Genomic DNA, 24,621 nt, shown 5'->3' with positions numbered 1-24,621 from the left:
AAGGACACCCATGCACAAGATCACCCTGACCCGAATTGCGTTCGGCAGTGCCCTATCGGTTCTGGCCTCTTGCACCAATCTGGACGGGCGAGACGAGGTGATGCCGACGCAGGCTGATGGCGCGATTTTTTTTGCTGCAAACTGCTCCTCCTGTCACGGAACGGACGGTCGCGGCAAAACAGTGCAGGCCGGCCGCCTCGCTGTCGCGCCTCCTGATCTCACCGCATTAAGTGCCGATAATAAAGGCGCTTTTCCGGCCGCTCGGGCGTTGAGCTACATCTACGGTGACCCCAAAAACAGCCATCTCGCCCGCGTCATGCCGCAGTTTGGCGGTGCCATGGCTGAAGATCTGGTTCCTGTGGAGATAGAGGGCGTGCTGACGCCGACACCAAGAGAGCTAGCTGGATTGTTGTTTTATCTTGAGAGCATCCAACAGTGAGCGCAGCGGCCAGGTGTCTGACCCTGTCAGCACCGCTTTCCTCGGGTGGGGCCTCCGCGGGGCAGGTGCCATGTGAAATGCTGCGGAACTGTTGCTGGCGTTCCCCATGTGGTTGAGTTTTGGGCAGGGTTCAGGCGCCAGAAAACGGGCCCAGGACGCTGGTGCGGTGGTGCACCTGGAAGATATGATTGTAGAGCTGCGCCACCCATTGCTTGCCCTCCATCGTATGCTCCAGATGCCCCAGAGCGGGGCCAATCAATGGCTGGACCTGAGACCAGAAAAAGTCGGGGAACTTTTCCATGAGATCCACGGCACTTTGATAGCCCAACTCTTCGGCCATGCCGGTTTCTTTGAATTCTTGATAAAGCGCGCCGATCTTTCGGTGGTAGAACGGGTCCGCCATTTGACCAATCAGATCGGCCGCGCGGGCAAGCGCGGGTTCGCTTGTTGTCGAATGGTAATGTGCATCGCCGGGAACCGGAAAGCGCGTGTAGTCGATCGCTGCCGCAATCCGTTGCTCGTCAATCAGGCCTGAGTCCGCAAAGCGCTCGCGTGCGTACATCATGCCACGATCTACATGGTAGGGGGCCAGAAAGGCATCAGATGCGCCGCGCGGTGGCGTGATGCAGTCTCCCGATGCATTGATGACAACGCTGTTTGCAGTGTCGCCCTTGCAGATGTCGCGCATATAGCCGATGTCGTGCAGCAGAAGGGCAACGATATAGTGCAGCCAGTCGCGGGGTTGCAACGCTTCCGACACCAGACGCCCGCGTATGATCTGCTGGCCCACAAGCGTCACCATGATGGTGTGTTCCGCATTGTGGTAAAGCGCATCCGAATTGGCCAACCGCTCCAGCACCATCTTGGCGCAGCCGCTGATGAAGGCGGCATATTCGGGTTCACGACCCGAGAAATACTCCAGAAATGTCTCCGACAGATGATCGCCAAAAGAAGCGGCCAGCGTTGCTGTCGGGTTGAACATGAGGGACCTCCAGGGCCTGACGTCTTGCCCGGTCATACACCATTTTTGATCAATGGGCCATTCTGTCTAAACGGGCCTGAGGGCCGACTTGCGCGGGGCTGGCGCAAAGACTACATCTGCGCCCATGGCCCAGGTGAAATCCGCATCCAAATCCGACCCGAACTACAAGGTGGTCGCCGAGAACCGGCGGGCAAGGTTCGACTATGCGATTGAAGAGGATGTGGAATGCGGGATCATCCTGGAAGGATCGGAGGTCAAGTCGCTGCGTGAGGGTGGCGCCAATATCGCGGAAAGCTATGCGGCGGTGGAGGAGGGTGAGCTTTGGCTGGTGAACAGCTACATCGCCCCTTACAAACAAGCCAAGACCTTCCAGCATGAGGAGCGGCGGCGGCGCAAGCTGCTGGCGTCCCGCAAACAGCTTGCGGATTTTTGGAATGCAACGCAACGCAAGGGCATGACGCTGGTGCCGCTGGTCCTCTACTTCAATCATCGCGGGATGGCGAAGATCAAGATTGGCGTGGCCAAGGGCAAAAAGCTGCACGACAAACGCGAGACCGCAGCCAAGCGCGATTGGTCACGGCAGAAATCCCGGCTGATGAAAGATCATGGCTAGACAAGCGGTGGCCTGAAAGCCCACCGCACCTGCTTGCTGCGCGGTCTGTGCTGGCAGGTAGGGTGGGCTTTCAGGCCACCCATACCTCAGGCTGGTTCACGCGGTGGAACCTGCAGGCCTTTCGCTACCGCCGCTCGTTCCAGAAAGCGTTCAAGATAGGCCACCACATTTTCATAGTCTGAGAAACTCAGCACCTCTTTGACGCCGTAGAAATCCAGCGCGCGCAACCAGGGTGCAATTGCGATATCCGCGATGGAGTAGTCACCCGCAATCCAGGTCTTGCCATCAAGCACGCCGTCTAGCACGGACAGCAGCCGTTTGGCTTCGGCGATGTAGCGTTGCTGAGGGCGTTTGTCTTCCCACTCAGAGCCTGCAAATTTGTAGAAGAACCCCAACTGGCCGAACATCGGACCCAGCCCCCCCATCTGGAACATGACCCATTGCAGGATCTGCGCCTTTTCACTGGCGGATTTGCCCAGCAGCATACCGGACTTTTCGGCAAGATAGATCAGGATTGCGCCGCTTTCGAAAAGCGTCACGGCCGTGCCATCCGGTCCGTTGGGATCAATGATCGCGGGGATCTTGTTGTTCGGGTTCAGCGACAGGAACTCGGGGCTTTTCACATCCGCATCCGCGAGCGTCACCGTATGTGCCTCATAAGGGATGCCCATTTCCTCAAGCGCGATTGACACCTTCACCCCATTGGGTGTCGGAAAGGAATAAAGCTGCAGCACCCTCGGACGCGCCGCAGGCCATTTTTCGTTGATTTTGAAATTCGATACATCGCCCATCCGACATCTCCTTACTCTGGCATCGGCTGCAAGCTAGGGAATTTTCCCCGCAAAAACAGTCTCGTTTGCGCGCAGCAATGTGTTAACAAATGCACAAGGCGGCTGGGTCAAGGAAACGGACCGCCGGAAAACAGAGTGAGGGACACCTGATGATCAACGAATTCAAGGATTTCATCGCCAAGGGCAATGTCATGGACATGGCCGTCGGCATCATAGTCGGGGCCGCCTTTACGGCCATCGTCACATCGCTTGTGGGCGATTTGATCAATCCGATCATTGCGCTTTTCACCGGCGGCATCGACTTCTCCGGCTGGTTCTACGTGTTGGGCGAAGAGACGTTTGCCTCAATCGAAGCGGCCACTGAATCGGGTGTGCCGGTCTTTGCGGTCGGCAAATTCGTGATGGCGGTGATCAACTTCCTGATCGTAGCCTTCGTGGTCTTCCTCCTGGTGAAGATGGTCAATCGGATCAAGGATGCGGCCACCGCGGAAGAAGAGGCCGCCCCGGAAGAGCCCGCAGGCCCCAGCGAATTGGACGTTCTGCTTGAGATTCGGGATGCTTTGAAAAAATCCGGCTGAGCAAGCCCCCAGCAAAGGCAGCCCGCGCCTAAGGTGGCGCGGACTGCGACATGCTAGGCAGAGCCCCCGCTTTCAAAAGCCTGGACAGCAAAGGGTGGGGGAAGCTGCGGCGCACGGTGACCGCATAGAAGCTCTCCGCGATGCCCAGATCAAACGGCGCTGTTTGCAAACGTCCGGAGGCAATCTCGTCCGCCAACACCACCGATGGTGCAATGGCCAGCCCTGCCGCCTCTCGTGCCAGCAGGCGAACCATCGCCATGTCATCCACTTCGGCGACAATGCGCGGGCTGACACCCAATTGCGCGACCAGACTGTCAAAACCGTTACGGATCACATTGTCCGTGGGCAGGATAACCGGTTCACTCTCCAGCATATCCTTCAGGGAGGTATAGGCCATTCGCTCCGGCGTGCCATGCAGCGCCACCGGTTGATCCGCGATCCGTTGAGCGGTCATGTCGGTGCCAAAGGTGTTATGCGGCACATCTGTCGTCAGCACCACATCCAGAGCAAGCGCGGTCAAAGCGTCGAGCAGCACGCTGTCGCTGCCGGATTTCAGGACAACGCTGACATCTGGCTGGCCAAGAATTGGGCGTAGAAACTGCAGCTGAAAATTGCGCGACAGGGTCGAGATCGCTCCCACCCGCAGCGGTGCGCTGCGGTCTCCTGTGCGCTGCAAGGTGGCCAGAAGCTCCTGACCGGTGCCAAAGATCCGGTCCGCATGATCCAGTGCGATCTGCCCCACTTCCGTCAGGACCAGCTGACGCCCAACCCGATCAAACAGCGCATGGCCCAGCCTGTCTTCCAATGTGCGGATTTGGGTTGAGAGAGCCGACTGCGACAGGTTCATTCGCTCGGCGGCACGCGTCAGTGTGCCGTCATGCGCAACTTCGCGGAAGTACCGCAAGTGGTGGTAGTTGAGTGCATCCATAGTTCTATAAAATAGAATGAATTCTCAAGAAAGATATATTTTTATTCTCATCAGTGCTGCGCCATATCCCGGGAATGTCCAAAAAGGAGCCTGCCCATGGATATCATCGCTGACATCGCCACAACGATTCTGGCGCAAATGCAAAAGCCGACGCTCGCCTTCTTGCTGGGCGGCATGATGCTTGCAGCCCTTGGCAGCAAGCTTGAGGTGCCGGACCCAGTCTATAAGTTCATCGTGATGCTCTTGCTCTTGAAGGTCGGGCTTGGCGCCGGGATTTCCGTGCGAGAGGCAGACCTGATCGCGCTCGCTGTACCAGCGGCCTGTGCCGCAGCCATCGGCATTGTGATTGTTCTGCTGGGTAGCGGCACTCTCGCGCGGTGGCGTGGCGTGTCCCGGATGGACGGGATGGCAACGGCGGGGCTCTTTGGTGCGGTGTCGGCATCGACCCTGGCTGCTGGCATGGCCATGCTCGACGCTGAAGGTATTTTCTACGAGGGCTTCATCGGCGCGCTCTATCCCTTCATGGATATCACAGCCCTGGTCACCGCGATTGTGCTGGCCCGGATGAGCGCCGAGCGCAAGGCTGCGACATCCCTGCAGTCGGGCGGTACCATGACCATGGGCGGCGGCGGTGGGCGCGGGTTTGACGGGCAGATGGTCCGTGGCATCATGGTTGACACCCTCCGCAGCCCGGCGATCTCGGCGCTTATCCTCGGCATTGCGATCGGCCTCTTTGCGCGTCCTGAGGCGGTCTATGCGAGTTTCTACGAGCCCCTGTTCCGCGGGCTGTTGTCGATCCTGATGCTGGTGATGGGGATGGAGGCGTGGTCACGCCTGTCCGAGCTGCGCAAGGTGGCGCATGCCTATGTGTTTTATGGTCTGACCGCGCCGTTGGTGCATGGCATGATGGGCTTCAGCCTCGGCCTTCTGGCGCATCACCTCACAGGTTTTTCGGGCGGCGGTGTGGTCCTCTTGGCGATTATGGCGGCGTCAAGTTCGGATATCTCTGGCCCACCAACCATGCGTGGTGCGCTGCCTGAGGCCAATCCCTCCGCCTATGTCGGCTCGTCGACCGGGCTGGGCACGCCGGTGGCCATCCTGAGCATTCCACTGTTCATGGCGCTGGTGGAGCTGACCATCGGGTTTTGACCGCGCCAGCCAGAGAAACAGCCCCCACAGCCCTGACAACAGCTTGGGGGCTGCGATCATCATAGCAACGTGATGGACGTGGCCCCGGCCTGCATTCTCAACTGATGGACGGTCGCCAGATCAGGGTCGGCGCGCCAGTTCTCCGCCGCGTCCCGCGTGTCGAATTCCAGAACCACCGCTATCCCGGGGGCTGGTCTGTCTCCCTCCAACACCGTTGACGACGAGGAAGCTTGCAGAACCCTACCGCCGTGCTTGGCCAGCGCGTCTCCTGCTTTCTCGCGATAGGCGGCGAGCTTCTCTGTGTTCGTGACGTCGAGGGTGACATAAACGTATGCAGGCATGATGGATCTCCTTTCCTGATAAACACCGTCTTGATAGCGGGTCGCTTGCTTTCCAAAAACCGCTCAACACTGCCCTTTGGATGTGCAAAAACGATCAGATGAACCTGAACTGGAATGACCTGCGGTTTGTGCTTGAGACCGTCCGCCATGGCGGGCTGAGCGGTGCAGCCCGCGCACTTAAAGTGAACCATGCCACTGTCTCTCGTCGCATTGCTGCGGCGGAGGCGGCGGTGGGCGCGCGGCTCTTTGATCGGGCCAAGGCGGGGTATCGCCCAACCGAGGCAGGTGTCGAGGCGGCAGCCATTGCCGAGCAGATGGAAGCCAGAAGTCACGAGTTGAGCCGCAGTCTGACGGCACGGGATCAGGCGCTGGGCGGGAGCCTGACAATCACCGCACCACAGCTGCTGGTCGAGCGATTGTTGGCGCCAATCCTGCATGATTTCAAGCAGGCTTATCCAGCCATTGATCTGTCGATTGTTGCGGCCAACCGGGCGTTGAACCTGTCTGCGCATGAGGCGGATGTGGCCTTTCGCATCTCCGATTCGCCGGGGGATACGCTGGTGGGGCGGCGTGTGACCGAACAGAAGGCGGCGGTCTTTGTCTCCCGCGCGCTTTTGGAGGCATTGGGTGACGACCCTGCGCGCCCGCTCGATTGGATCCGGTTTGCGCATTGGCCGGGGCCGCCGGACGTGTTGAAAGAGGCTTGGCCGCAGCGGCGGGTTACCCTCACGGTCGATGACATGTATGCAGCACTTGCCGGGGTGCGTGCCGGTTTCGGCGCCACGCGGATGCCCTGTTTCATCGGCGACAGCGAGCCGGACCTTGTGCGGTTGCCGGCCGTGCCCTTACTCGCCTACAGGCCGCTTTGGGTGCTGACCCACGCGGATTTGCGGCATACGCGCAAGGTGACAACCTTCACCAGCTTTGCCGCCGCACGGATCAGCGCGATGCGTCCGCTCTTTGAGGGACGCACGCGTGAGACGCCGGTTAGCCTTTGACAGCGACTTCAGGTGCGATCACATCAATCCCCAGCGCCTCACCGACCGCATCGTAGGTCAGCTGACCCGCATGTACGTTCAGGCCGTTCATCAGATGCGGATCGTTCAGACAGGCCTGCCGCCAGCCCTTGTCTGCCAGCGCCAGCATGAAGGGCATTGTGGCATTCCCCAAGGCGATGGTGGAGGTGCGGGCCACCGCGCCCGGCATATTGGCCACGCAGTAGTGCATGATGCCGTCCACGTCATAGATCGGGTCTTCATGCGTCGTGGCCTTGGAGGTTTCAAAGCACCCGCCTTGGTCAATGGCGACATCCACGAGGGCTGCACCCGGTTTGAGGTCTGCCAGCTGCGCGCGGCTGATCAGCTTCGGCGCCGCCGCGCCGGGGATCAGCACGGCCCCAATGATCATGTCTGCCGCCTGCGCCAGCTCAATGGTGTTGCCAGCCGAGGCGAAGGAGGTCTTGAACGTGCCGCCAAAGACATCATCGAGATAGCGCAGCCGGGTCAGGGACCGGTCCAGCACGGTCACATCCGCACCCATACCAGCGGCGATTTTGGCGGCGTGGGTGCCGACAACACCGCCGCCGATCACGATCACGCGCGCGGGGCCAACGCCCGGTACCCCGCCCATGAGCACGCCGCGCCCGCCGTTGGCCTTTTGCAGGGTCCACGCCCCCACTTGCGGCGCCAACCGGCCCGCGACCTCGGACATCGGTGCCAACAGCGGCAGCCCCCCGCGGTTGTCAGTGACGGTCTCATAGGCAATGCAGGTGGCACCCGATGCGATCAGATCGTGCGTCTGGTCAGGGTCGGGCGCAAGGTGCAGATAGGTGAACAGCACTTGCCCCTCGCGCAGCATCTTGCGCTCAACGGCCTGCGGTTCCTTCACCTTCACGATCATATCCGCTTTGGCAAAGACCTCTTCCGCGGTCCCGACCGTCTTGGCGCCCGCTGCGATGTAATCCGCATCTTCAAAACCCGCGCCTGCGCCAGCTCCGGTCTGTATGTACACCTCATGTCCGTGGCTAACGGCCTCTTGCGCAGCATTTGGCGTCATTCCGACCCGAAACTCCTGAGGTTTGATCTCTGTTGGGCAGCCAATAATCATGTGATTGTCCTCTGTCTGAGCTTTGATTGAGGCTTAACCTGCGATCACCGCAATGTTTTTTCAAAGATAGCTCGCCATTGGGCTAACAGTTCGAATATACTTGCATTGATCTCGCCATTTTTAGAAAGATCCAGCGCTCATGAGCCTTGATGCAACAGATAAGCGGATTCTTGGTGCCCTGCAGCGCCGAGGACGTATGGCCAATGCGGAATTGAGTGAGGCCGTCAACCTCTCAGCCTCGGCCTGTCACCGCCGTGTGCAGCGACTCGAGAAGGACGGCTACATTCGCGACTATGTGGCCTTGCTCGACGCGCGCAAGATGGGGGTGCCGACCACTGTCTTTGTTGAGATCACGCTGCAAGGTCAGGCCGATGAGGTTCTGGATGCTTTCGAGAAGGCCGTGCGACGCATTCCGGATGTTCTGGAGTGCCACCTGATGGCAGGGTCGGCAGACTATCTTTTGAAGGTCGTGGCGGAAAACACCGAGGATTTTGCACGCATCCACCGGCAGTATCTGGCCCGGCTGCCAGGCGTTGGCCAGATGCAATCTTCCTTCGCACTGCGAACGGTGTTCAAGACAACGGCCTTGCCGGTTTGACCCCGGGCCGATCACGCGGATTGAGGCGTATCGCGTTGCTGTTTGGCGAGGGCTGGCCCGGTTTCTGCTGCTGACATGGGGCGCCCGAAAAGGAAGCCTTGATATTGATCGCACTCCAGCTCGCTCAGCATCTCGACCTGACCAGCTGTCTCCACCCCTTCTACGACCACTGTCATGCCCATCTTATGCCCCAGTACGATGATGGTTTCGATGACTTCGCGGTATCTGTCCTTGTCAAAGTCTAGGCCTTCCATAAAGATCTTGTCGATCTTCAGCTTGTCGAATTCATACTTCCACAGATAGCCGAGGCTGGAATAACCAGTTCCGAAATCATCCATCGCAATGCGGACGCCGAGCCGTTTGAGCTGGGCCAGCTGATCAGAGACATGCTCCTTGTTGCCCAGCAGCAGCCCTTCGGTCACTTCCAGCTCCAGACGGTGCGCGGGAAAATCAAGCCGGATCAGCAGGCGCTCCACCATCTGTGCCACATCGGCCCGGTCGAATTGTGAGGGCGAGAGATTGACGGACACAAAGACATCCTCGGGCCAGCCCTTTGCGGTTTCAACCGCATGCGTCAGAACATGTTCACCAATCCGTTGCACAAGCCCGCAGTCTTCGGCGATGGGGATGAACTCATCCGGCCCCAGCGGTGTGCCGTCTTCGAAGCTGAGCCGGACAAGCGCTTCAAACCCAAGGATTTTACCCTCAAACGATGATGTGATGGGTTGAAACGCGATCTCGAATTCAGACCGCTCAAGCGCGTCGCGCAACCGCATCTCGATCTTCTTGCGCCTTATCTTTTGCGTGTCGAGTGCCGGGAAATAAGCCACCGCCGTATTTCGGCCGGTTGCCTTGGCGTGGTACAAGGCCAGGTCTGCAGCCTGCAGCGCCTCTGGCGCTGTCATGGAGGTATCCGCCAGATGATAGCCGATGCTGACGCTGCTTTGAATGGTGCGCCCCTTGTGTTCAAAGGGTTCTCGCGCCTTGTCCAGAATGGCGTGGCTGACCGCCTCCATCACATTGATGGTGGCATTCGGCAGCGCAATCACAAATTCATCGCCCCCCATGCGCCCGACCAGATCACCTTCGCGCACACTGCCCATCAGGATTGACGCCAGGTGGTTCAGGTAGGCATCGCCAAAGGCATGCCCATTCTCATCATTGATGGTCTTGAAATTGTCGACGTCGAGAAAGAAGACGCCAATGCTCTGCCCAGCAGGGCGCTTGGCAAAGCGGGCCTGACATTCGCGGGACATCGTCTGACGGTTCAGCGCGCCTGTCAGATGATCATGACGTGAGAGTGCCGCAACACGCCGTGTGCGTGCGAAGGCCTGCTCCCGCTTCATGATGAACGCCAGGGCAGGGAGCGCATAGAGCAGGGCGCAGATCAGCGGAAGAACAACACCAATCAAGTACATGAACTTGGTATAGAGCGCCGCATCAGCAGATTTATCGATGTAGAGGCCAATCGCACCGCGCGGCTGGCCGTTCTGATCTCCGATCGGTGTAAATGCATGCACAAACAGATTGTGTGACCCGTCCACGCGGGGCCTTTTGATGATATCGATCTGCGGCTCTTGAGAGCGGATCACGCTGCTCGCAACCGGATGTTCAACCTGTTCGGCCCGTGTATTCGACACGCCATAGTCGGAGGAATAGACCAACCGCCCGTCTGAATCGAAGAGCACAAAGGAAAACACATTGCCATGGGAGATCGCGATGTCGATCAGATCCTGCTGTGCCGGGCTCAATAGGCCGGTCTGCAAAAGCGTGGCCGGGTCTCCAAACCCCTCCTGAACATGGCTGGCCCAGTGACGTGCATCCCGGTCCGCCTTCGCGCGAACTGACGCATCCACGGCGCGCTGCACCATGTCGTGCACGCCAAAGACAATGGCGGCTGTCATGCCACAGACAAACACGGCAGGCAAAGCACAGCGTTTGAGGCTCGTGAAAAGACTCTCTTCCTCAGGTGGTGCTGTGGTGTTGGGCATCCCCGTCTCCGTCCAATCACGTCAGCTTGGACTGTGACGTATCTGACTTAACGACCGGTGCCTTCACCGCCTCGTGAGGTGGCATTTTGCGTTGCATTTTAGCGATCTGGCAGGTGCCAGAACAAAAAAACCCCGCACCTGAAAAGGTACGGGGCAATCTCTGCGGCCAAGCCGGGATATTGCTTAGAGCATCCCTTCGCGTTGGGCCTTTTTGCGTGCCAGCTTGCGGGCGCGGCGGATCGCCTCCGCCTTCTCGCGCGCTTTTTTCTCGGACGGCTTCTCGAAATGCTGCTTGAGCTTCATTTCGCGGAAGACACCTTCGCGCTGCAGTTTTTTCTTCAGCGCGCGCAGCGCCTGATCGACATTGTTGTCGCGAACACTAACCTGCATGTGGTTTTCACCACCTTTCTAAGTTGAGTTGCAAGGATTTGCAGGAAGTGGGCATATAGCAAGGACGATCTATCTTGTCCAGTAGAACAGCCCATCTCGCCTTTGGAGATTCCATATGACGACATCCTATGAGACCGCAAAAACGCAGTTGCTGGACGCAGCCTTGGCGCATGTGCCCTTCGACGGCTGGTCAGAAGCCACGTTTCAGGCCGCGATTCGCGACACTGAAGTGGACCCGACTGTGGCCCGCGCCATCTGTCCGCGTGGTGCGATAGACCTCGCCATTGCGTTCCATCGGAGGGGTGATGACGCCATGCAGGCAAGTATTCAATCCGAAGACATGAGCGGCATGAAATTCCGCGAGAAAGTTGCCGCAGCTGTCCGCTGGCGGCTGGAGGCGGTGGAGGACAAGGAGGCGGTGCGCCGGGGGACGACGCTCTTCGCGCTGCCGATGTATGCGGTCGACGGGGCAAAGCTGATCTGGGGCACGGTTGATGCCATCTGGACGGCCCTTGGCGACACCTCTGACGACATCAACTGGTACACAAAACGCGCGACGCTCAGCGGGGTCTATTCCTCCACGGTGCTTTACTGGCTGGGCGATGACAGTCCCGACGCGATGGCGACATGGGCCTTCCTCGACCGGCGCATCGACGATGTGATGCAGATCGAGAAGGCGAAGGCCCGGGTGCGCAACAGCCCCACGCTCAGCCGCCTGATGATTGGCCCCAACTGGCTGATGAGCCAGATCAAGGCGCCCGCCCGGATGCCAAAGATGGATTTTCCAGGCAGTTGGACCGCCCCGCGCGACTAGGCGATCCGCGCGCGCTGAGACGCATTTGCCATTCTGACCGGTCCTGCTAGGCATGGGGCAACAGAAAGGACCGATCCATGCCCGAGATGATGCGTGCCGTTGAGATTACTAAGCCCGGTGGGCCGGAGGTTTTGCAGATGACCGACCGCCCGGTGCCGGAGCCCGCGCATGGGCAGGTGGTCATCAAGGTGGCCTGGGCCGGCGTGAACCGGCCCGACGCGCTGCAGCGGGCAGGTCTTTACGCGCCGCCGCCCACAGCCAGCGACCTGCCCGGGCTCGAAGCCTCCGGAGAGGTCGTGGCGCTGGGTGCGGGTGTCTCCGGGCTGGCCGTGGGCGATCAGGTCTGCGCGCTCCTGCCCGGCGGCGGTTATGCCGAATATGTCTGCACCCCCGCCGCGCATTGCCTGCCGGTGCCGGACGGCATGGGGCTGAAAGACGCCGCCTGCCTGCCGGAGACTTTTTTCACCGTCTGGTCCAATGTCTTCACGCGCGGTGGTTTGAAGGGGGGCGAGCGCTTTCTGGTGCACGGTGGCTCCTCCGGCATCGGGACGACGGCCATCCAACTGGCCCGCGCCTTTGGGGCCCGCATTTTCACCACCGCGGGCTCTGCCGAGAAATGTGCGGCTTGTACCGAGCTGGGCGCAGAACGCGCGATCAAATACCACGAAGAGGATTTTGTCGAGGTGCTGCGCGCCGAAGGCGGAGCTGATCTGATCCTCGACATGGTGGGAGGCGACTATATCCCCCGTAATCTCAAGGCGTTGGCGGATGACGGGCGGCTGGTTCAAATCGCCTTTCTACAAGGCCCCAAGGTGGCGGTCAACTTCGCGCCTCTGATGATGCGGCGGCTGACAATCACTGGCAGCACCCTGCGCCCGCAAAGCGACCTGGCCAAGGCGCAGATCGCGCAGGACCTGCGCGAGGCTGTCTGGCCTCTGCTGGCCGCCGGGCGCATCGCCCCGGTCATGGACCAGGCCTTCCCGCTGGGAGAGGCAGCCAAGGCGCATGCGCGCATGGAGCGTTCGGATCACATTGGCAAGATCGTTTTAGAAGTCGCTGGCGGCTAATATGAATAGAGTGTTCGGGCCAACAATGGTAGAAGCGGTATCGCACGAAAGAACGTCAGAACCCCGAAGAGCAGTGCGGATAGAAGATTAAGAACTTGCAATGACCAAAGCCATTTTCACTCTAAGCCACTATATTCGTTCAGGGTGAAGATAACGATCACGCAGCCGAGAAAACCGATCATTCTAGCCGAAGGCAGTGAGGCTGCCGCCAGTAGAGTGGACATCAGCGCCGGCAGTGCGATGTTCACCGCCGCAATCCAGAGTATGATGCGACGGTTCATCGGATCGGTGTGAAAAGCGCATTGTCTGCAGTGCAATCATGCCGCAGGTCTGCACCGCAAACGCGCGGTTCAAGATCGCGCGTCAGGCAAATCCGCGCTTCCTGAATGTGTCCCTGTCGGCAAGTTATGGTAATGCCATAAGGGCCCAGACCCGGATTTGCCTCCAGAAACGCTTCTTCGACCACGGAAGGTGGCACCCGCACCGCCGTCTCCAACCGGCGAAACACGGGCGGGCGGGTCACCCGCGCATAAGCCTCGCGGGAGAGCGCATAGTAATCCGCCGCCTCCAGCCCGCTGCAAGTGCCGTGCTTCTTCCATTGATGCCAGGCGAGACCGGATGTGCCCATGATATCCGCCATCTCACCGGTCATGCGCCGCGATGGCGCGCGCGCGGACGTCTGGCAATACTCAGGATAGCCGCGCGCATACTGTGGCCAGAGCCCGTGCAGAATCCATCCGTGATCGTGCCGGGCGTCACATTGCTCTGACCCGCGCGCATCGCCTTCCAGCGCGCACCAACTTGGCGACCAACTGAGGCTGAGCACGTAGTAGTCGAACACACCCGCCCGATGCTCCTGTGCCGCAAGGGGCAGGGCGGTCAACAGCCAGATCAGCAGGCTGCGCATTGGGTCTTTCCTTATCCCGCTCATCCGCCTATATACACCACAAGTTCCCCCACAATGGAAACCGTTCCGACCCCCGGGACAGCCGTTTCAGGCGACAGGACAGATGTGGGCACAGACCGGTAGACAGGAGTTAAGACAATGGCAAAACCGATCATGGCCAAGGCCACCGCCGTCTGGCTGGTGGACAACACCACCATCAGCTTCAAGCAGATCGCGGATTTCGTCGGCATGCACGAGCTGGAAGTGCAGGGGATTGCCGATGGCGATGTGGCGCAGGGCGTGAAAGGCTTTGACCCGGTCTCTAACAACCAGCTGACGCAGGACGAGATTGACGCCGCGCAGTCCAACCCGCTGCACAAGCTGCAACTGAAATTCAACGCAGCAGCGCAAGGCGAAGAGAAACGCCGTGGCCCGCGCTATACGCCTCTGTCGAAACGACAAGACCGCCCAGCCTCGATCCTCTGGTTGGTGAAATTCCACCCCGAACTGAGCGATGGCCAGATCAGCAAGCTGGTGGGCACCACCAAACCCACGATCCAGGCGATCCGCGAACGCACCCACTGGAACATCGCCAACATCCAGCCGATCGACCCGGTGGCGCTTGGGCTCTGTAAGCAATCTGAACTGGATGCCGCCGTACAGAAAGCGGCCGCGAAGAAAGCCGCTGATGCGCCGGTGATGAGCGATGATGAGCGTCGCAAGCTGGTCAGCACCGAGCAGAGCCTCGGCATGGAGGCTGAACCCAAGATCCCCACCGCCATCGAGGGGCTGGAGACCTTCACCCTCTCGGGCGAGCCGGAGGAAGAGGAAGAGAAACAGGGCGCCGAAGCCTTTGCCGACGCAGACAGCTTCTTCAACCTGCCTGACGGGCCAGTTGAAGAGGATGAAGACAGCGACCCGCAGCGCTGAGCTTCAACCGATTTAAAACTTGACACCCCCTGGAGCCACTCGGCCCCTGGGGGTTTCTTTTTGAGACCAGAGGGTTGCGCCATTGCAAAAGGAAAATTGGATTTTTCCCGCAAAACGTGCACACTTAGCCTCTTTTCGATTTTACCTTTATTTTCTGGAGTTGGTTATGAACGTTTCCCAATTTGAACTCATCTTCAAACCTCAGTCCCCGGAAGGACCGGCCGATACCGTCCTGCAAGGGTATTTCCTCAAGATCAGCAATCTTGAGGATCAGGCGCTGTCCTTTCGGTTGGATTTCACCACATCCCCGATCACGGACCCGGACAGGAGCCTCTTTGATAACACGGTCGTCTTTGTCGACACGCCCGGGGAGGACAACGCGCCGGGGACCTTCACACTTGTGGCGGATGTGGATGCAAAGTCATTTCGCCTCAACCCGCTGGTGACAGTTCCTGCGCATGGAACGGCCTTGGTTGCGGTTCTGCCAAGCGATCCTTTTGCGATGCCGGGATGCACGCCGCCGACACCGGATTTTGAATGCCGAGGCTATGTCGACATCAGCTTGCCAGCGCTGTTCCAGTTTGTGCCCGGTCCGGGCGGCTTTGGTGTGTTCCAGCAGGTCGCGCAGAGCGATACGCCTGTCGACGTGTTGCTGACCCCGCAGAATCGCGCCACTTACTTCAAGCCCGAAGGCAGCATTGGTGCGCAGACACAATCGTCGCTTCCTCTGGCCAACGGGGCAGGCAAGATGTCCATCGAACCCGGGCAACCCTTCGGCCTTGGAGGTGCTGCGCTGCAAGCCTCCGAGCTTGATGACCTTGTGGCCGACCTTCCTGAGAGCGCTGTGCGGCCTGCGTTGCTTGCCACGCTGATGGGTCAGATCGACGGCGACAAGATGGATCTGGTTGCCTTCAACGCCACATTGCAGGCGGCGGGCATCAATCTGGCCCTTGAGCCACGCAAGAGCCAGGCGCAGAAAAAATCGAAAGCACCGCGCCCCGAGACGGTCTGATCCTGACCGATCCCATGACAGGGCCAGCCTCGGCCCTGTCAGCCCGTGCCTCCACATCTCAAATGGCTTTGCGCGCGCGCATCGCGGCGGTGATGGTCCCGTCGTCGAGGTAGTCAAGCTCTCCGCCAATCGGCACACCCTGTGCGAGCGAGGTGAGCTTGACCTGCCCATCCAGCTGGTCGGCGATGTAATGTGCTGTGGTTTGCCCGTCGATGGTGGCATTCAGGGCAAGAATGACTTCGGTGATGTTCTCACCGGGCACACGGTCCACCAGTCGGGGAATGCGCAGCTCCTCCGGGCCCACCGCATCGAGGGCCGAGAGCGTCCCACCCAGCACGTGATACCGCCCCTTGAAGACGCCCGCCCGCTCCATCGCCCAGAGGTCCGCCACGTCTTCGACAACGCAGAGCTCGCCATTGGCGCGTTTTTCCGAGGTACAGATGTCGCAGACATCCGCGGTGCCCACGTTGCCGCAGTTCAGGCACTCCCGTGCGGTTGCCGCGACGGTTTGCATCACGTCAGCCAGCGGGGTCAGCAACAGGCTGCGTTTGCGGATCAGATGCAGCACCGCGCGCCGCGCCGACCGGGGCCCGAGCCCCGGCAGCTTTGCCATCAACTCGATCAGCGCGTCGATGTCTCTGGTGCTGCTCACGTGTGTCTGCCCTCTTTGGTCTCTGGATGCGCTCAGAAGAGTTTTCGCATCGTGTAGTCTATGAGCGTGGGCATGAAAGACAAGAAGGTCACGATGGCCGCAGCCGAGACAGAGATTTGCCCGCCGGGCGGCAGGGTTCGGACCTTCATCACAAGATCGCGCGCCTCGACCAGATCATCCAGGCTGGGCAGTTGGTCAATCTCGCGCCCCAGATCGTCGCGTGGTGGTTCGTTTGCCAGATGCCGGATGCGCGCGTCAATCATGCGCTCCAGCCGGTCCAGCTCCTCGGCTTTTTTGGCGGCAAGCAGGTTGGCCAGAGGCAGGACCGGTACGGCGTAAGTGGCCACCACCATGGCCAGCGCACTGACCGAAAAGACCAGAATGATCGGGTCGATGGCATAGTCCGACAGCACAAGGCCCAGGATGGCGAGACAGGTCACCAGTGCTGTTGCCATGACAATCTGGCTGTTGATGCGCAGCAGGTCGATCATGGGCGCGCGGTGCAGGTTCAGGATGCGCAGGTCCAGCGTGCCGAGCTCACGCAGCACCAGTTGCCAGAAGCGCGCGATGCTGACGATCACGGTGCCGACGATCAGGTTGTTCATAAAGAGAAACAGGCACAGCCAAAGCGTGAGCACCGCATCATCCCGCCAAGGGTCGATCTGCCAGACCGAAAAGGCGATGAAGCCTGAATAGATACAAGCGGGCAGACCGGTCTTCCGGTCCCCCAAAAGGTGATCAACCGCGCCTTGCGGATCCGTGCCTGCAACGGGAAACTCCGCAAACAGCCGGCCCAGACGTGGAGCGATGTGAATGCCAAAGCGATAGATGAAGAGCGTGTTGGTCGTGACCAGCGCGATGAGCGCCGCATCTTTCAACCTGCCGATCTGTGCCACCTCGATGGTGGCATAGATCGCCGCCGCCAGTGCTGAGAGCAACACCACCCACCCACCGGCGCGCATCCAATAGGGTGGCACGCGATACTGGGCGGGAGGCAGCGGCGCAGTCATCGTGCCTTAGAACGGCAGCTTCATGTCAGCGGGCAGGCCCATGCCTTCGGTCAGCTTGGCCATCTCGGCCTGCGCGCGCTCGCTGGCCTTGCTCTGGGCGTCCTTGATGGCTGCGAGGATCAGGTCTTCGACCACTTCCTTGTCGTCGCCATTGAAGATGGAGGGGTCGATGTTCAGCGTCTTGAGCTCGCCTTTGGCCGTGCAGGTTGCCGTCACAAGGCCCGCGCCGGAGGAGCCTTCGACCATGATATTGTGCATGTCTTCCTGCAACTGGGCCATCTTGCCCTGCATTTCCTGGGCCTTTTTCATCATCCCGGCCATATCGCCGAGCCCGCCTAGTCCTTTGAACATGTCTTTTGTCCTTGTTCTGTGTGCATGAGCTTTGTCCTAGCCTTACCCGGTCCTGAGCCGCGCGACCACCTTCAGCTCAACAATCACGCCCGTTGTTGCAAAGCCCGCCACCTCAATCGCGGTCCAGGCGGGGTAGGGGCGTCGCAGGCGTTTGGCCCGCAAGTGCCGGAAGAGCGCCAGGTGCTCGGCCAGCCCCACGTGATAGCTGGTCATATCCACCACATCGCGAAAATCCAGCCCGGCCTCCGCTAGCACCATGGCGACCGCGTTAAAGGCTGTCTCGATCTGGGTGGCGGGGTCAGATGATGGCGGGCCGTCGAGCGGGCAACCGTTGAAACCGGTCAGAAAGACATGTCGGCCAGAGATCAGCCCGGGCGACATCTGCCAGTCCCGCTCCAGCTCCGCCATTTCAGAGGGGATGAGCGCGCGCACCTCAGTCATCCTCAAACGGGTCCCACTCGTCCTCCACCTCAGGCAGCGCCTCCTGCACCGCATCTGCCGCGATCTGGTCCCGCGTGCGGATGTACCTGATCCGGGCTTTCGGGAATTCCGCAAGAACCGCCTGCATCAGCGGATGCGCGGTGGCGGTCTCCTTCAGCGCATAGTCTTCGGCGTTACGGACTTCATCGATGGTTTTGCCGCCGCCATCGTTCACAACCGTGACAGCCCAGCGGTTCCCGGTCCACATCTGCAGACGGTGCCCCAACCGTTGCGCCAGATCACGCGGCGCGCGCTCCGTGGGCTGAAACTCGATGCGCCCCGGCTGGTAAGAGGCCAGCCGCAAATCGGTTTCCACATCCGCCAGCAGCTTGCCGTCGCGGTTGGCGCGGATCAGCTCCACCACATGGTCAAAGGTCGGATAGCGCGCCAGCGCCTCCTGCACCTCAAGCGCCCGCGCCGTGGCCTGCCCGGCACTGCCGCCCGCGGATGTCCGGGCCGAGGCGACAGCCGAGGCCCCCCCGCCCGCGGCACGCGCGCCTGTGCTTTGCACAGGCTGTCCCCCTCCATCAGGTCCACCCGGCAGAGGGGGAGGTGTTGCGTCTTTCAGCTTGCGTACCAGCTCTTCAGGGCTGGGCAGATCAGCCACATGGGTTAGTCGGATGATTGCCATTTCGGCCGCCATCATCGCGTTGGGTGCGCCTGCCACCTCGTCGAGCGCCTTCAGCAGCATCTGCCATAACCGTGTCAGCACCCGCATCGGCAACTCGTCGGCCATGGTCAGCCCCCGCGCGCGCTCGTCGGGTGACACGGTCGGGTCCTCTGCCGCCTCCGGCGTGATCTTCACCACCGATACCCAATGGGTGATCTCCGCCAGATCGCGCAGCACCGCCATCGGGTCCGCCCCTTCGGCATATTGCGCTGACAGCTCGGTGAGTGCCGCCGCCGCATCCCCCTTCAGAATCATGTTGAAGAGATCGAGCACCCGGCCCCTGTCCGCCAGCCCCAGCATCGCGCGTACCTGATCGGCCGAGGTCTCGCCCGCACCGTGGCTGATCGCCTGATCCAGCAGCGAGGTGGCATCTCGGGCGGAGCCTTCGGCGGCCCGCACGATCAGCGCCAGCGCATCTTCGGCAATCTGCGCGCCTTCCGCGTCTGCAATCTTGCGCATCAGCGCGATCATCACCTCCGGCTCGATCCGCCGAAGATCAAACCGCTGGCAGCGCGACAACACCGTCACCGGCACTTTGCGGATCTCGGTGGTCGCAAAGATGAATTTCACATGCGCGGGCGGCTCTTCCAGCGTTTTGAGCAGAGCGTTGAACGCCCCGGTCGAGAGCATGTGCACCTCGTCGATGACATAGACCTTGTAGCGCGCCGAGGCCGCGCGATAATGCACCGAATCGATGATCTCGCGGATATTGGCCACCCCGGTGTTGGAAGCCGCATCCATCTCGATCACGTCGACATGGCGCCCCTCCATGATCGCGGTGCAATGCTCACACTGCCCGCAAGGCTCCGTCGTCGGCCCGCCAGTGCCGTCGGGGCCAATGCAGTTCATCCCCTTGGCGATGATCCGTGCGGTGGTGGTTTTGCCCGTGCCCCGGATGCCGGTCATCATGAAGGCCTGCGCAATGCGATCCGCCTCAAAGGCGTTTTTCAGCGTGCGCACCATCGCATCTTGACCGACCAGATCCGCAAAGATCTCGGGTCGGTATTTGCGGGCCAGGACCTGATAGTTGGATGTGTTGTCTTGCATGGTGTGCTTTCCGGGCAGGGTGCGGGCAAGGTAGAGGCTTCACCCCCCGGCGTCCAGCAGGCCCAGGCGCCTGTGGGTCAGATTCAGCCTGTGCCCTTGTCGGGATTGGAGTGGAACAGATCCGGCAGTGACCGCAGCACGTCAGAGCTGCGCCGCGCGCGCGCGAGTTGCCAGCCACCTTCGATCAGCAGGAACACATGTTTGGCTTGACGGGTGGCCTGCTCCGGTGACAGCCCAAGCCGCCGGGCATTGTCTTCGACCTCAGCCATCCAGCCATCATAGCAGCGCGCAGCATGGCGCAGGAATTCCGGATTGCCGGGCCCCTCAAAAAGAGTCGAGCCAATCGGGCAGCCGTCTTGCTGTCCGGTCAGGTCAAACAGCTTGGCCAGTTTGAAACACAGCGTCGTAGCACCGTCCCCAAAGGTGTCGACTTCCGCAAAACTCGCCGCGATCACGCGTAACATCTCGTCCGAAGCCCAGGTTGCCGCTGCGATGGCCAAGTCGGCCTTGCCGTCCGGAAAGTGATGATAGAGCGAGCCTTTGGGCGCTTTGGCGGCCGTCAGCAGATCGTTGAGACCAACGCCGTGATAGCCGTGGGTGCGAAAAAGCTGTGCTGCTGCGCGGATCAGCCGGTCTTTGGTGGGCAGGGCCGTTTGGGTCATTGGAAAACCTTGACATGACTAGACCAAATGGTCCAGTAGTGAGATTAGACCAAACGGTCTAGCGCAAGGAGAAAGCCAGTCTCATGCTGAAAGTTATTGAAACGGCAGCTGTGCGTCGCCGCTTGATCAAGACGGCGGATGGGGCCGAGTTGGGCGGCACTCTTTACACGCCGCCTTTCTCACCCCGGGTCGCGATGGTGCTCAATGGCGCCACCGGTGTGCCACAGGGCTACTACCGCGCCTTTGCCCAGTGGGCGGCGTGCGACCATGGTATTGCGGTGCTGACTTATGACTATCGCGGAACGGGCAGATCGCTGACCGGCAAGATCCGGACCAGCCGCGCCACCATGTCCGACTGGGGCCTGCGCGACAGTCTGGCGGCGCGGTCCCATCTGCGTCGCGCCATTCCGGATGTGCCACTGTGGGTCATGGGCCATTCGCTTGGCGCGATGATGCTGCCGATGCAATCGGACATCAACGGAATCGATCGGGTCATCGGGGTCGCCAGCGGGCTGGTGCATCATGCGGACCATCCGTGGCCCTACCGCGCGCTGGCGCTCTATTTCTGGTTCGGCTTGCCGCCGATAGCCACTGCACTTCTGGGATACATGCCCGGGCGTCGCCTCGGGTTCGGAACCGACATGCCCGCCACGGCTTATCGCGAGTGGCGGCGGTGGTGCACAACACGCGGCGGATTTCTGGACTCCGCTGGCCGCGGTCTGCCCGCACCCGACTGGTCCAGAGCCGCTTCGGCGGTGCGGCTGGTCTCATTCACCGATGATGATGTCTGCCCCGAAATCTGCACCCTGCGCTTGGCCGATCTCTATGACCGTCATGTCGAGGTGGAGCGCATTGCGCCTGAAGATGCCGGTTTGCGCAAAATCGGCCACATCGGTGCCTTCGCGCAACGAAACAGCGCGGTCTGGAGCAGGCTTCTGTTTGGCGCGTCTGGTCTGCCGCGTTGAACAACGACCGCGCCCGCCAGCCTTCGGTGACTGTTTTGAGGGGAAGAGAGGTGAGAGGCTGGACAACGACCCAAGCGGGGCTCGTTACGGCTGCTTCCTTCCGGACCTGACCGGGTTGGCGAGGCGCTCGCCCGCGCCAACCTCTCAGTGGCCGATATAGTGGGGTCAGTGAGAAGGCGCAAGGCCAGCCATCAAAGATGCAACCGCAACCGCGCAAACCCGTCTTGAGTAAAGCCGCAGGGTTCGGGGCGCATGCCAGCGATATCAGCCAGATGGTTCAGCGCATCGGGCGCCGTGTAGAGGATTGCGCTGATGCCCGGCGCTGGCGCAAACCGCCAGGGTGGCGTGGGCAGCGGCATGTCCGGCCCGGAGCTGCCCAGATATTGGGTCAGTGCCTGTTTTAGTGGAGCATGGCCGCGCACGACGATGTCGCTCTCCTCGAAGGGACGGAATGTGCCGCCCCCGCCCGCGCGGTGGTCTGTCACGGCAACCAGAAACTCCTGATCAGGGCGAATCGGCTGACCCTGCCAGAGCACGTCCGAAACGCGACCAACCGCACCCTCAACAGCCCGGCCTGCTGCGTCGAACCGGGGCCGCACTGTCAGGTCGATCTGATAGGTCAACCCATAGATTGCATCGTAGCGAAAGCCCGGCACCTGTGGATCGATCAGCACCTGATCGGCGTTGCGGTGCTTGAGAACATTGAAGATCAGCGCGGACCTCTCAAGCCAGCCGATGATCCGCGCGCCGGTGGCCTTTACCGCCCAGACCTGATTGGCGAAGGGGATGAGCCCCGCGATGTGCCGCCGTTCCAGCTGACCTGCAGGCAGGCTGACGAAGTTTTCCGGCCCTTCAAAGCCGCCCGTCGCCGGGGTCGCGGCGGCTGCGAGCAGTGGCAGATCGGCCAGTTCCGTGCCCTGGATGGCCTGTTCAACCGCATGGCATTTCGCTGCTGCCATCAGCGCCGGAACCGGGCTTGGTGCGGCCAGAGCGAAGTAGCTATGCATCGGAGTGGCCAGATCTGCCACCGGTTCCGCCAGCTGCTTCCGCGTCGCCAGATGCGCATCATTGGCGAGCATGGCGATGGCGGGCTCTTCGCGAATATCGGCGGTCAGTTCCCGCAGGCTGACAGTCTGATCGATAACCTGCCAATCTCCTGCTGCGCCTCTGCGTTCCAGTTCAAGGTCGATCACGCCCAGATCAGAACCGGCGTTACCGGGCATGACAACCGCCGTGCCAGAGATCAGGCCCCGGTCGCAGTCGACCCCCGCGACAGAGACATGATCCGGCCCCGGAAAGCGCAGGTGCGTATGCCCGGCAATCACTGCGTTCACGTGATCGAGGGCCGCCACCTCAGCGGTCTGGTTCTGCGGGTCCTCACCTTCATCGAACTGGGCAATACCCATATGGGCCAGCGCGATCACTATATCGGCGCCGTCGGCTTTCACCTGCGCAATGCAGGTCTTCAGCGCATCAAGCGGGCCGGTGATCCGCGTTGACCGATCCAGATGCTGCCGGTTCCAGGTCGCCGTCTGCTGCGGCAAGGCAGAGACGACGCCGATCCTGAGCGTCTCCGAGCCGCCCGAGGCCAGCGGCACCACACGGTCCAGTACAGCAGCGGGGTGTAGCGCGGGTAGCCGGTCGGAGCGGACGTTCGAGCAGAGCATCGGGGCTTCGAATTGCGCCATCGCGCGCGCCAGATGCTCCATCCCGTGATCAAAATCGTGATTGCCAAGGCCAACGGCGTCATATCCAAGCGCATTCATTGCTGTGACCATCGGGTTGGGCGTGACACGCTGACTGGCGAGGAAGGACCCAAGCGGGTTGCCCTGCAACGTGTCGCCATTGTCGAGCAACAGGCACAGCGCACCCATCCTTTCGGCCTCTGACTGGGCGTTGCGGATCAGCGTGGCCAGCCGCGCGAGGCTGTCGCCCCCGGTCTGGCAGTCTTTCACATAGTCATAGGCAATGAGCTGCATGTGCAGATCGCTGGTCGCCAGAATGCGCAACCGGGCCTGCTCGACCGCGAGGTTCGCGCCCGTATGTCCGGGCGCCGTGTTGGAGGAAATCAACCCTTGCACGAGTTCATTTCCATCAGATCGCGCAAAGGTTGGCAAGACTTGGTCACCTCGCGCGGGCTCTTGTCTCTTGAAATGCTGCCGGGCGCGTGCCAGTCGTGCAACACATGCGGGGACCACTATGAGACATGCAGAGACGGTAACCTTTGGCGGCTCGTCTCTGGACCGGGCTGGTGAGATGCGGCTGGACCAGGCGGCGCTGGAGGCGGCGCGGACAGCGGGTGACACACGTGCAGTTCTGTTCTGGCGCGGCAAACCGCTGATCGAGGCAGGTGAGGCTGCGGCGCTGGCGCGGCTGCCGATGGATCATCCCGTGCTTGCGCAGACCTCTAGCGAACAGATCCTGCTGGGACGGGAAGACGGGGCGTATCGCTTTGCCTGCGAGCTGACCGACTGGGTCCCAGATGATTTGGACGAAACGGCTCTGGGCGCATTTCTCGACCCAACCGAACAGCGTCACCCGCTGCTGGCGAAGAGCACGGCCTTCATGGAACTGCGGCGCGTCATGACCTGGCTGAGCCCGCGGGACGCCGAGCTTGCGGCCACCGGCAAGGCGATCCTGGGGTGGCACGAGACGCATAAGTTCTGCGCGCGCTGCGGAGCGCCATCAGATATCGCCCAGGCCGGGTGGCAGCGCCGTTGCACGGCGTGCAACGGGGCGCATTTCCCGCGCACCGATCCCGTTGTCATCATGCTGGTGACCCGGGGCAACTCGGTCCTCCTGGGGCGGTCGCCCGGGTGGCCGGAAGGCATGTATTCCCTTCTGGCCGGCTTTGTTGAGCCGGGCGAGACATTGGAAGCCGCCGTGCGCCGCGAAGTGTTCGAGGAGACGCAGGTCAAGGTTGGCCCTGTGCGCTATCTGGCCAGTCAGCCCTGGCCGTTTCCGGCCTCTCTGATGTTTGGATGTGCGGGCGAGGCCATCAGCGAAGAGATCACCGTTGACCCTGTCGAGATCGAGGATGCGCTGTGGGTCTCGCGCGAAGAGATGATGACTGTTTTTGCCGGGGATCACCCCGTAATCCGCCCGGCGCGCAAGGGCGCGATTGCGCATTTTCTGCTGGAGAACTGGCTTGCAGACCGGCTGGACTAGC

At 61.1% G+C, this 24,621-nt stretch carries 28 protein-coding genes and 1 other RNA gene; 12 read left to right on the top strand and 17 right to left on the bottom strand.

The annotated features are described in order from the left end of the window. Nucleotides 1-10: 10 nt before the first annotated feature. Nucleotides 11-439 carry a c-type cytochrome gene (locus tag So717_RS14745; protein ID WP_238840961.1) on the top strand — a complete coding sequence of 143 codons (429 nt, stop codon included), beginning with the start codon at nt 11-13 and terminating at the stop codon, nt 437-439. A 130-nt stretch (nt 440-569) separates the two neighbouring features. On the opposite strand, the gene So717_RS14740 is transcribed toward So717_RS14745, so the two are convergent. After that, the gene (locus So717_RS14740) at nt 570-1,421 is read right to left on the bottom strand and encodes a metal-dependent phosphohydrolase (RefSeq protein WP_159978606.1); all 852 of its coding nucleotides are present in this window, start codon (nt 1,419-1,421) and stop codon (nt 570-572) included. Nucleotides 1,422-1,545: 124 nt separating this feature from the next. Between So717_RS14740 and smpB the strand changes: the two genes are divergently transcribed. Continuing rightward, a complete protein-coding gene (gene smpB, locus So717_RS14735) occupies nt 1,546-2,034 on the top strand; it encodes an SsrA-binding protein SmpB (RefSeq protein ID WP_159978604.1) in 489 nt (162 codons plus the stop codon). Nucleotides 2,035-2,120: 86 nt separating this feature from the next. Here the strand turns inward: smpB and So717_RS14730 are convergent, their stop codons facing one another. Then, nucleotides 2,121-2,825 (bottom strand): glutathione S-transferase family protein, encoded by a 705-nt coding sequence (locus So717_RS14730; protein WP_159978602.1) that lies wholly within the window; start codon nt 2,823-2,825, stop codon nt 2,121-2,123. A gap of 149 nt (nt 2,826-2,974) precedes the next feature. Between So717_RS14730 and mscL the strand changes: the two genes are divergently transcribed. Further along, nucleotides 2,975-3,403 carry a large conductance mechanosensitive channel protein MscL gene (gene mscL / locus So717_RS14725; protein ID WP_159978600.1) on the top strand — a complete coding sequence of 143 codons (429 nt, stop codon included), beginning with the start codon at nt 2,975-2,977 and terminating at the stop codon, nt 3,401-3,403. Between the two features lie 28 nt (nt 3,404-3,431). Here mscL and So717_RS14720 read toward each other — a convergent pair whose 3' ends face one another. Then, entirely contained in the window at nt 3,432-4,331 is a 900-nt protein-coding gene (locus tag So717_RS14720) for a LysR family transcriptional regulator (RefSeq protein ID WP_159978598.1), read from the bottom strand. 96 nt (nt 4,332-4,427) lie between these two features. Here So717_RS14720 and So717_RS14715 point away from each other — a divergent pair, with 96 nt between their 5' ends. Next, nucleotides 4,428-5,480 carry a sodium-dependent bicarbonate transport family permease gene (locus tag So717_RS14715; RefSeq protein ID WP_159978596.1) on the top strand — a complete coding sequence of 351 codons (1,053 nt, stop codon included), beginning with the start codon at nt 4,428-4,430 and terminating at the stop codon, nt 5,478-5,480. Nucleotides 5,481-5,539: 59 nt separating this feature from the next. Here the strand turns inward: So717_RS14715 and So717_RS14710 are convergent, their stop codons facing one another. Next, nucleotides 5,540-5,821, bottom strand: coding sequence for a DUF1330 domain-containing protein (locus So717_RS14710; RefSeq protein ID WP_159978594.1), 282 nt, complete (start codon nt 5,819-5,821; stop codon nt 5,540-5,542). A 98-nt stretch (nt 5,822-5,919) separates the two neighbouring features. On the opposite strand from So717_RS14710, the gene So717_RS14705 reads away from it, so the two are divergent. Then, nucleotides 5,920-6,819, top strand: a complete 900-nt coding sequence (locus So717_RS14705) for a LysR family transcriptional regulator (RefSeq protein WP_159978592.1) — start codon at nt 5,920-5,922, stop codon at nt 6,817-6,819. Here the strand turns inward: So717_RS14705 and ald are convergent. Then, nucleotides 6,809-7,927, bottom strand: coding sequence for an alanine dehydrogenase (ald, locus tag So717_RS14700; protein ID WP_159978590.1), 1,119 nt, complete (start codon nt 7,925-7,927; stop codon nt 6,809-6,811). The genes So717_RS14705 and ald overlap by 11 nt on opposite strands. 139 nt (nt 7,928-8,066) lie before the next feature. On the opposite strand from ald, the gene So717_RS14695 reads away from it, so the two are divergent. Further along, the gene (locus tag So717_RS14695) at nt 8,067-8,525 is read left to right on the top strand and encodes an Lrp/AsnC family transcriptional regulator (protein ID WP_159978588.1); all 459 of its coding nucleotides are present in this window, start codon (nt 8,067-8,069) and stop codon (nt 8,523-8,525) included. An 11-nt stretch (nt 8,526-8,536) separates the two neighbouring features. Here So717_RS14695 and So717_RS14690 read toward each other — a convergent pair whose 3' ends face one another. Beyond that, complete coding sequence (locus So717_RS14690) at nt 8,537-10,516, bottom strand: putative bifunctional diguanylate cyclase/phosphodiesterase (protein ID WP_159978586.1); 1,980 nt, start codon at nt 10,514-10,516, stop codon at nt 8,537-8,539. A 183-nt stretch (nt 10,517-10,699) separates the two neighbouring features. Further along, nucleotides 10,700-10,906, bottom strand: a complete 207-nt coding sequence (rpsU, locus tag So717_RS14685; RefSeq protein WP_008207378.1) for a 30S ribosomal protein S21 — start codon at nt 10,904-10,906, stop codon at nt 10,700-10,702. A gap of 115 nt (nt 10,907-11,021) precedes the next feature. Between rpsU and So717_RS14680 the strand changes: the two genes are divergently transcribed. Continuing rightward, entirely contained in the window at nt 11,022-11,720 is a 699-nt protein-coding gene (locus So717_RS14680) for a COQ9 family protein (protein WP_159978584.1), read from the top strand. A gap of 77 nt (nt 11,721-11,797) precedes the next feature. Continuing rightward, a complete protein-coding gene (locus So717_RS14675; protein WP_159978582.1) occupies nt 11,798-12,787 on the top strand; it encodes an NAD(P)H-quinone oxidoreductase in 990 nt (329 codons plus the stop codon). Nucleotides 12,788-12,903: 116 nt separating this feature from the next. Here So717_RS14675 and So717_RS14670 read toward each other — a convergent pair whose 3' ends face one another. Together So717_RS14670 and So717_RS14665 are read right to left on the bottom strand one after the other, a co-directional pair. Continuing rightward, nucleotides 12,904-13,068, bottom strand: a complete 165-nt coding sequence (locus So717_RS14670; RefSeq protein WP_159978580.1) for a hypothetical protein — start codon at nt 13,066-13,068, stop codon at nt 12,904-12,906. Further along, nucleotides 13,065-13,694: a ribonuclease T2 family protein gene (locus tag So717_RS14665; RefSeq protein ID WP_159978578.1), complete on the bottom strand. Its 630-nt coding sequence runs from the start codon at nt 13,692-13,694 to the stop codon at nt 13,065-13,067. Before So717_RS14665 ends, So717_RS14670 begins: the two co-directional genes overlap by 4 nt. 138 nt (nt 13,695-13,832) lie before the next feature. On the opposite strand from So717_RS14665, the gene So717_RS14660 reads away from it, so the two are divergent. Then, complete coding sequence (locus So717_RS14660; RefSeq protein ID WP_159978576.1) at nt 13,833-14,603, top strand: DUF1013 domain-containing protein; 771 nt, start codon at nt 13,833-13,835, stop codon at nt 14,601-14,603. Between the two features lie 166 nt (nt 14,604-14,769). Next, entirely contained in the window at nt 14,770-15,615 is an 846-nt protein-coding gene (locus tag So717_RS14655; RefSeq protein ID WP_159978574.1) for a hypothetical protein, read from the top strand. Nucleotides 15,616-15,673: 58 nt separating this feature from the next. Here the strand turns inward: So717_RS14655 and recR are convergent, their stop codons facing one another. The 6 genes from recR to So717_RS14625 form a co-directional block, all read right to left on the bottom strand. Then, nucleotides 15,674-16,267 carry a recombination mediator RecR gene (gene recR / locus So717_RS14650; RefSeq protein WP_159978572.1) on the bottom strand — a complete coding sequence of 198 codons (594 nt, stop codon included), beginning with the start codon at nt 16,265-16,267 and terminating at the stop codon, nt 15,674-15,676. Between the two features lie 32 nt (nt 16,268-16,299). Next, the gene (locus So717_RS14645; protein WP_159978570.1) at nt 16,300-17,277 is read right to left on the bottom strand and encodes a hypothetical protein; all 978 of its coding nucleotides are present in this window, start codon (nt 17,275-17,277) and stop codon (nt 16,300-16,302) included. Nucleotides 17,278-17,283: 6 nt separating this feature from the next. Then, nucleotides 17,284-17,628: a YbaB/EbfC family nucleoid-associated protein gene (locus So717_RS14640; protein WP_159978568.1), complete on the bottom strand. Its 345-nt coding sequence runs from the start codon at nt 17,626-17,628 to the stop codon at nt 17,284-17,286. Between the two features lie 42 nt (nt 17,629-17,670). Next, a complete protein-coding gene (locus So717_RS14635; RefSeq protein ID WP_159978566.1) occupies nt 17,671-18,069 on the bottom strand; it encodes a Rid family hydrolase in 399 nt (132 codons plus the stop codon). Continuing rightward, nucleotides 18,062-19,825 (bottom strand): DNA polymerase III subunit gamma/tau, encoded by a 1,764-nt coding sequence (locus tag So717_RS14630; RefSeq protein WP_159978564.1) that lies wholly within the window; start codon nt 19,823-19,825, stop codon nt 18,062-18,064. The genes So717_RS14635 and So717_RS14630 overlap by 8 nt, the downstream gene beginning before the upstream one ends. Before the next feature lie 83 nt (nt 19,826-19,908). Next, entirely contained in the window at nt 19,909-20,487 is a 579-nt protein-coding gene (locus So717_RS14625; protein ID WP_159978562.1) for a TetR/AcrR family transcriptional regulator, read from the bottom strand. Between the two features lie 83 nt (nt 20,488-20,570). On the opposite strand from So717_RS14625, the gene So717_RS14620 reads away from it, so the two are divergent. Further along, nucleotides 20,571-21,452, top strand: coding sequence for an alpha/beta hydrolase family protein (locus So717_RS14620; RefSeq protein WP_159978560.1), 882 nt, complete (start codon nt 20,571-20,573; stop codon nt 21,450-21,452). A 48-nt stretch (nt 21,453-21,500) separates the two neighbouring features. On the opposite strand, the gene ffs is transcribed toward So717_RS14620, so the two are convergent. Both ffs and So717_RS14610 read right to left on the bottom strand, forming a co-directional pair. Further along, nucleotides 21,501-21,599, bottom strand: an RNA gene (ffs, locus tag So717_RS14615) — signal recognition particle sRNA small type. Nucleotides 21,600-21,643: 44 nt separating this feature from the next. Then, complete coding sequence (locus So717_RS14610) at nt 21,644-23,533, bottom strand: 5'-nucleotidase C-terminal domain-containing protein (RefSeq protein ID WP_238840959.1); 1,890 nt, start codon at nt 23,531-23,533, stop codon at nt 21,644-21,646. A 118-nt stretch (nt 23,534-23,651) separates the two neighbouring features. Between So717_RS14610 and nudC the strand changes: the two genes are divergently transcribed. Beyond that, nucleotides 23,652-24,620, top strand: a complete 969-nt coding sequence (nudC, locus tag So717_RS14605; protein ID WP_159978559.1) for an NAD(+) diphosphatase — start codon at nt 23,652-23,654, stop codon at nt 24,618-24,620. Nucleotide 24,621: the final 1 nt, after the last annotated feature.

The organism is Roseobacter cerasinus (assembly GCF_009811755.1).
GTDB classification, from domain to species: domain Bacteria; phylum Pseudomonadota; class Alphaproteobacteria; order Rhodobacterales; family Rhodobacteraceae; genus Roseobacter; species Roseobacter cerasinus.
The sequence above is the reverse complement of the archived record's forward strand: the minus strand, read 5'-3'. Positions and strand labels throughout refer to the sequence as shown.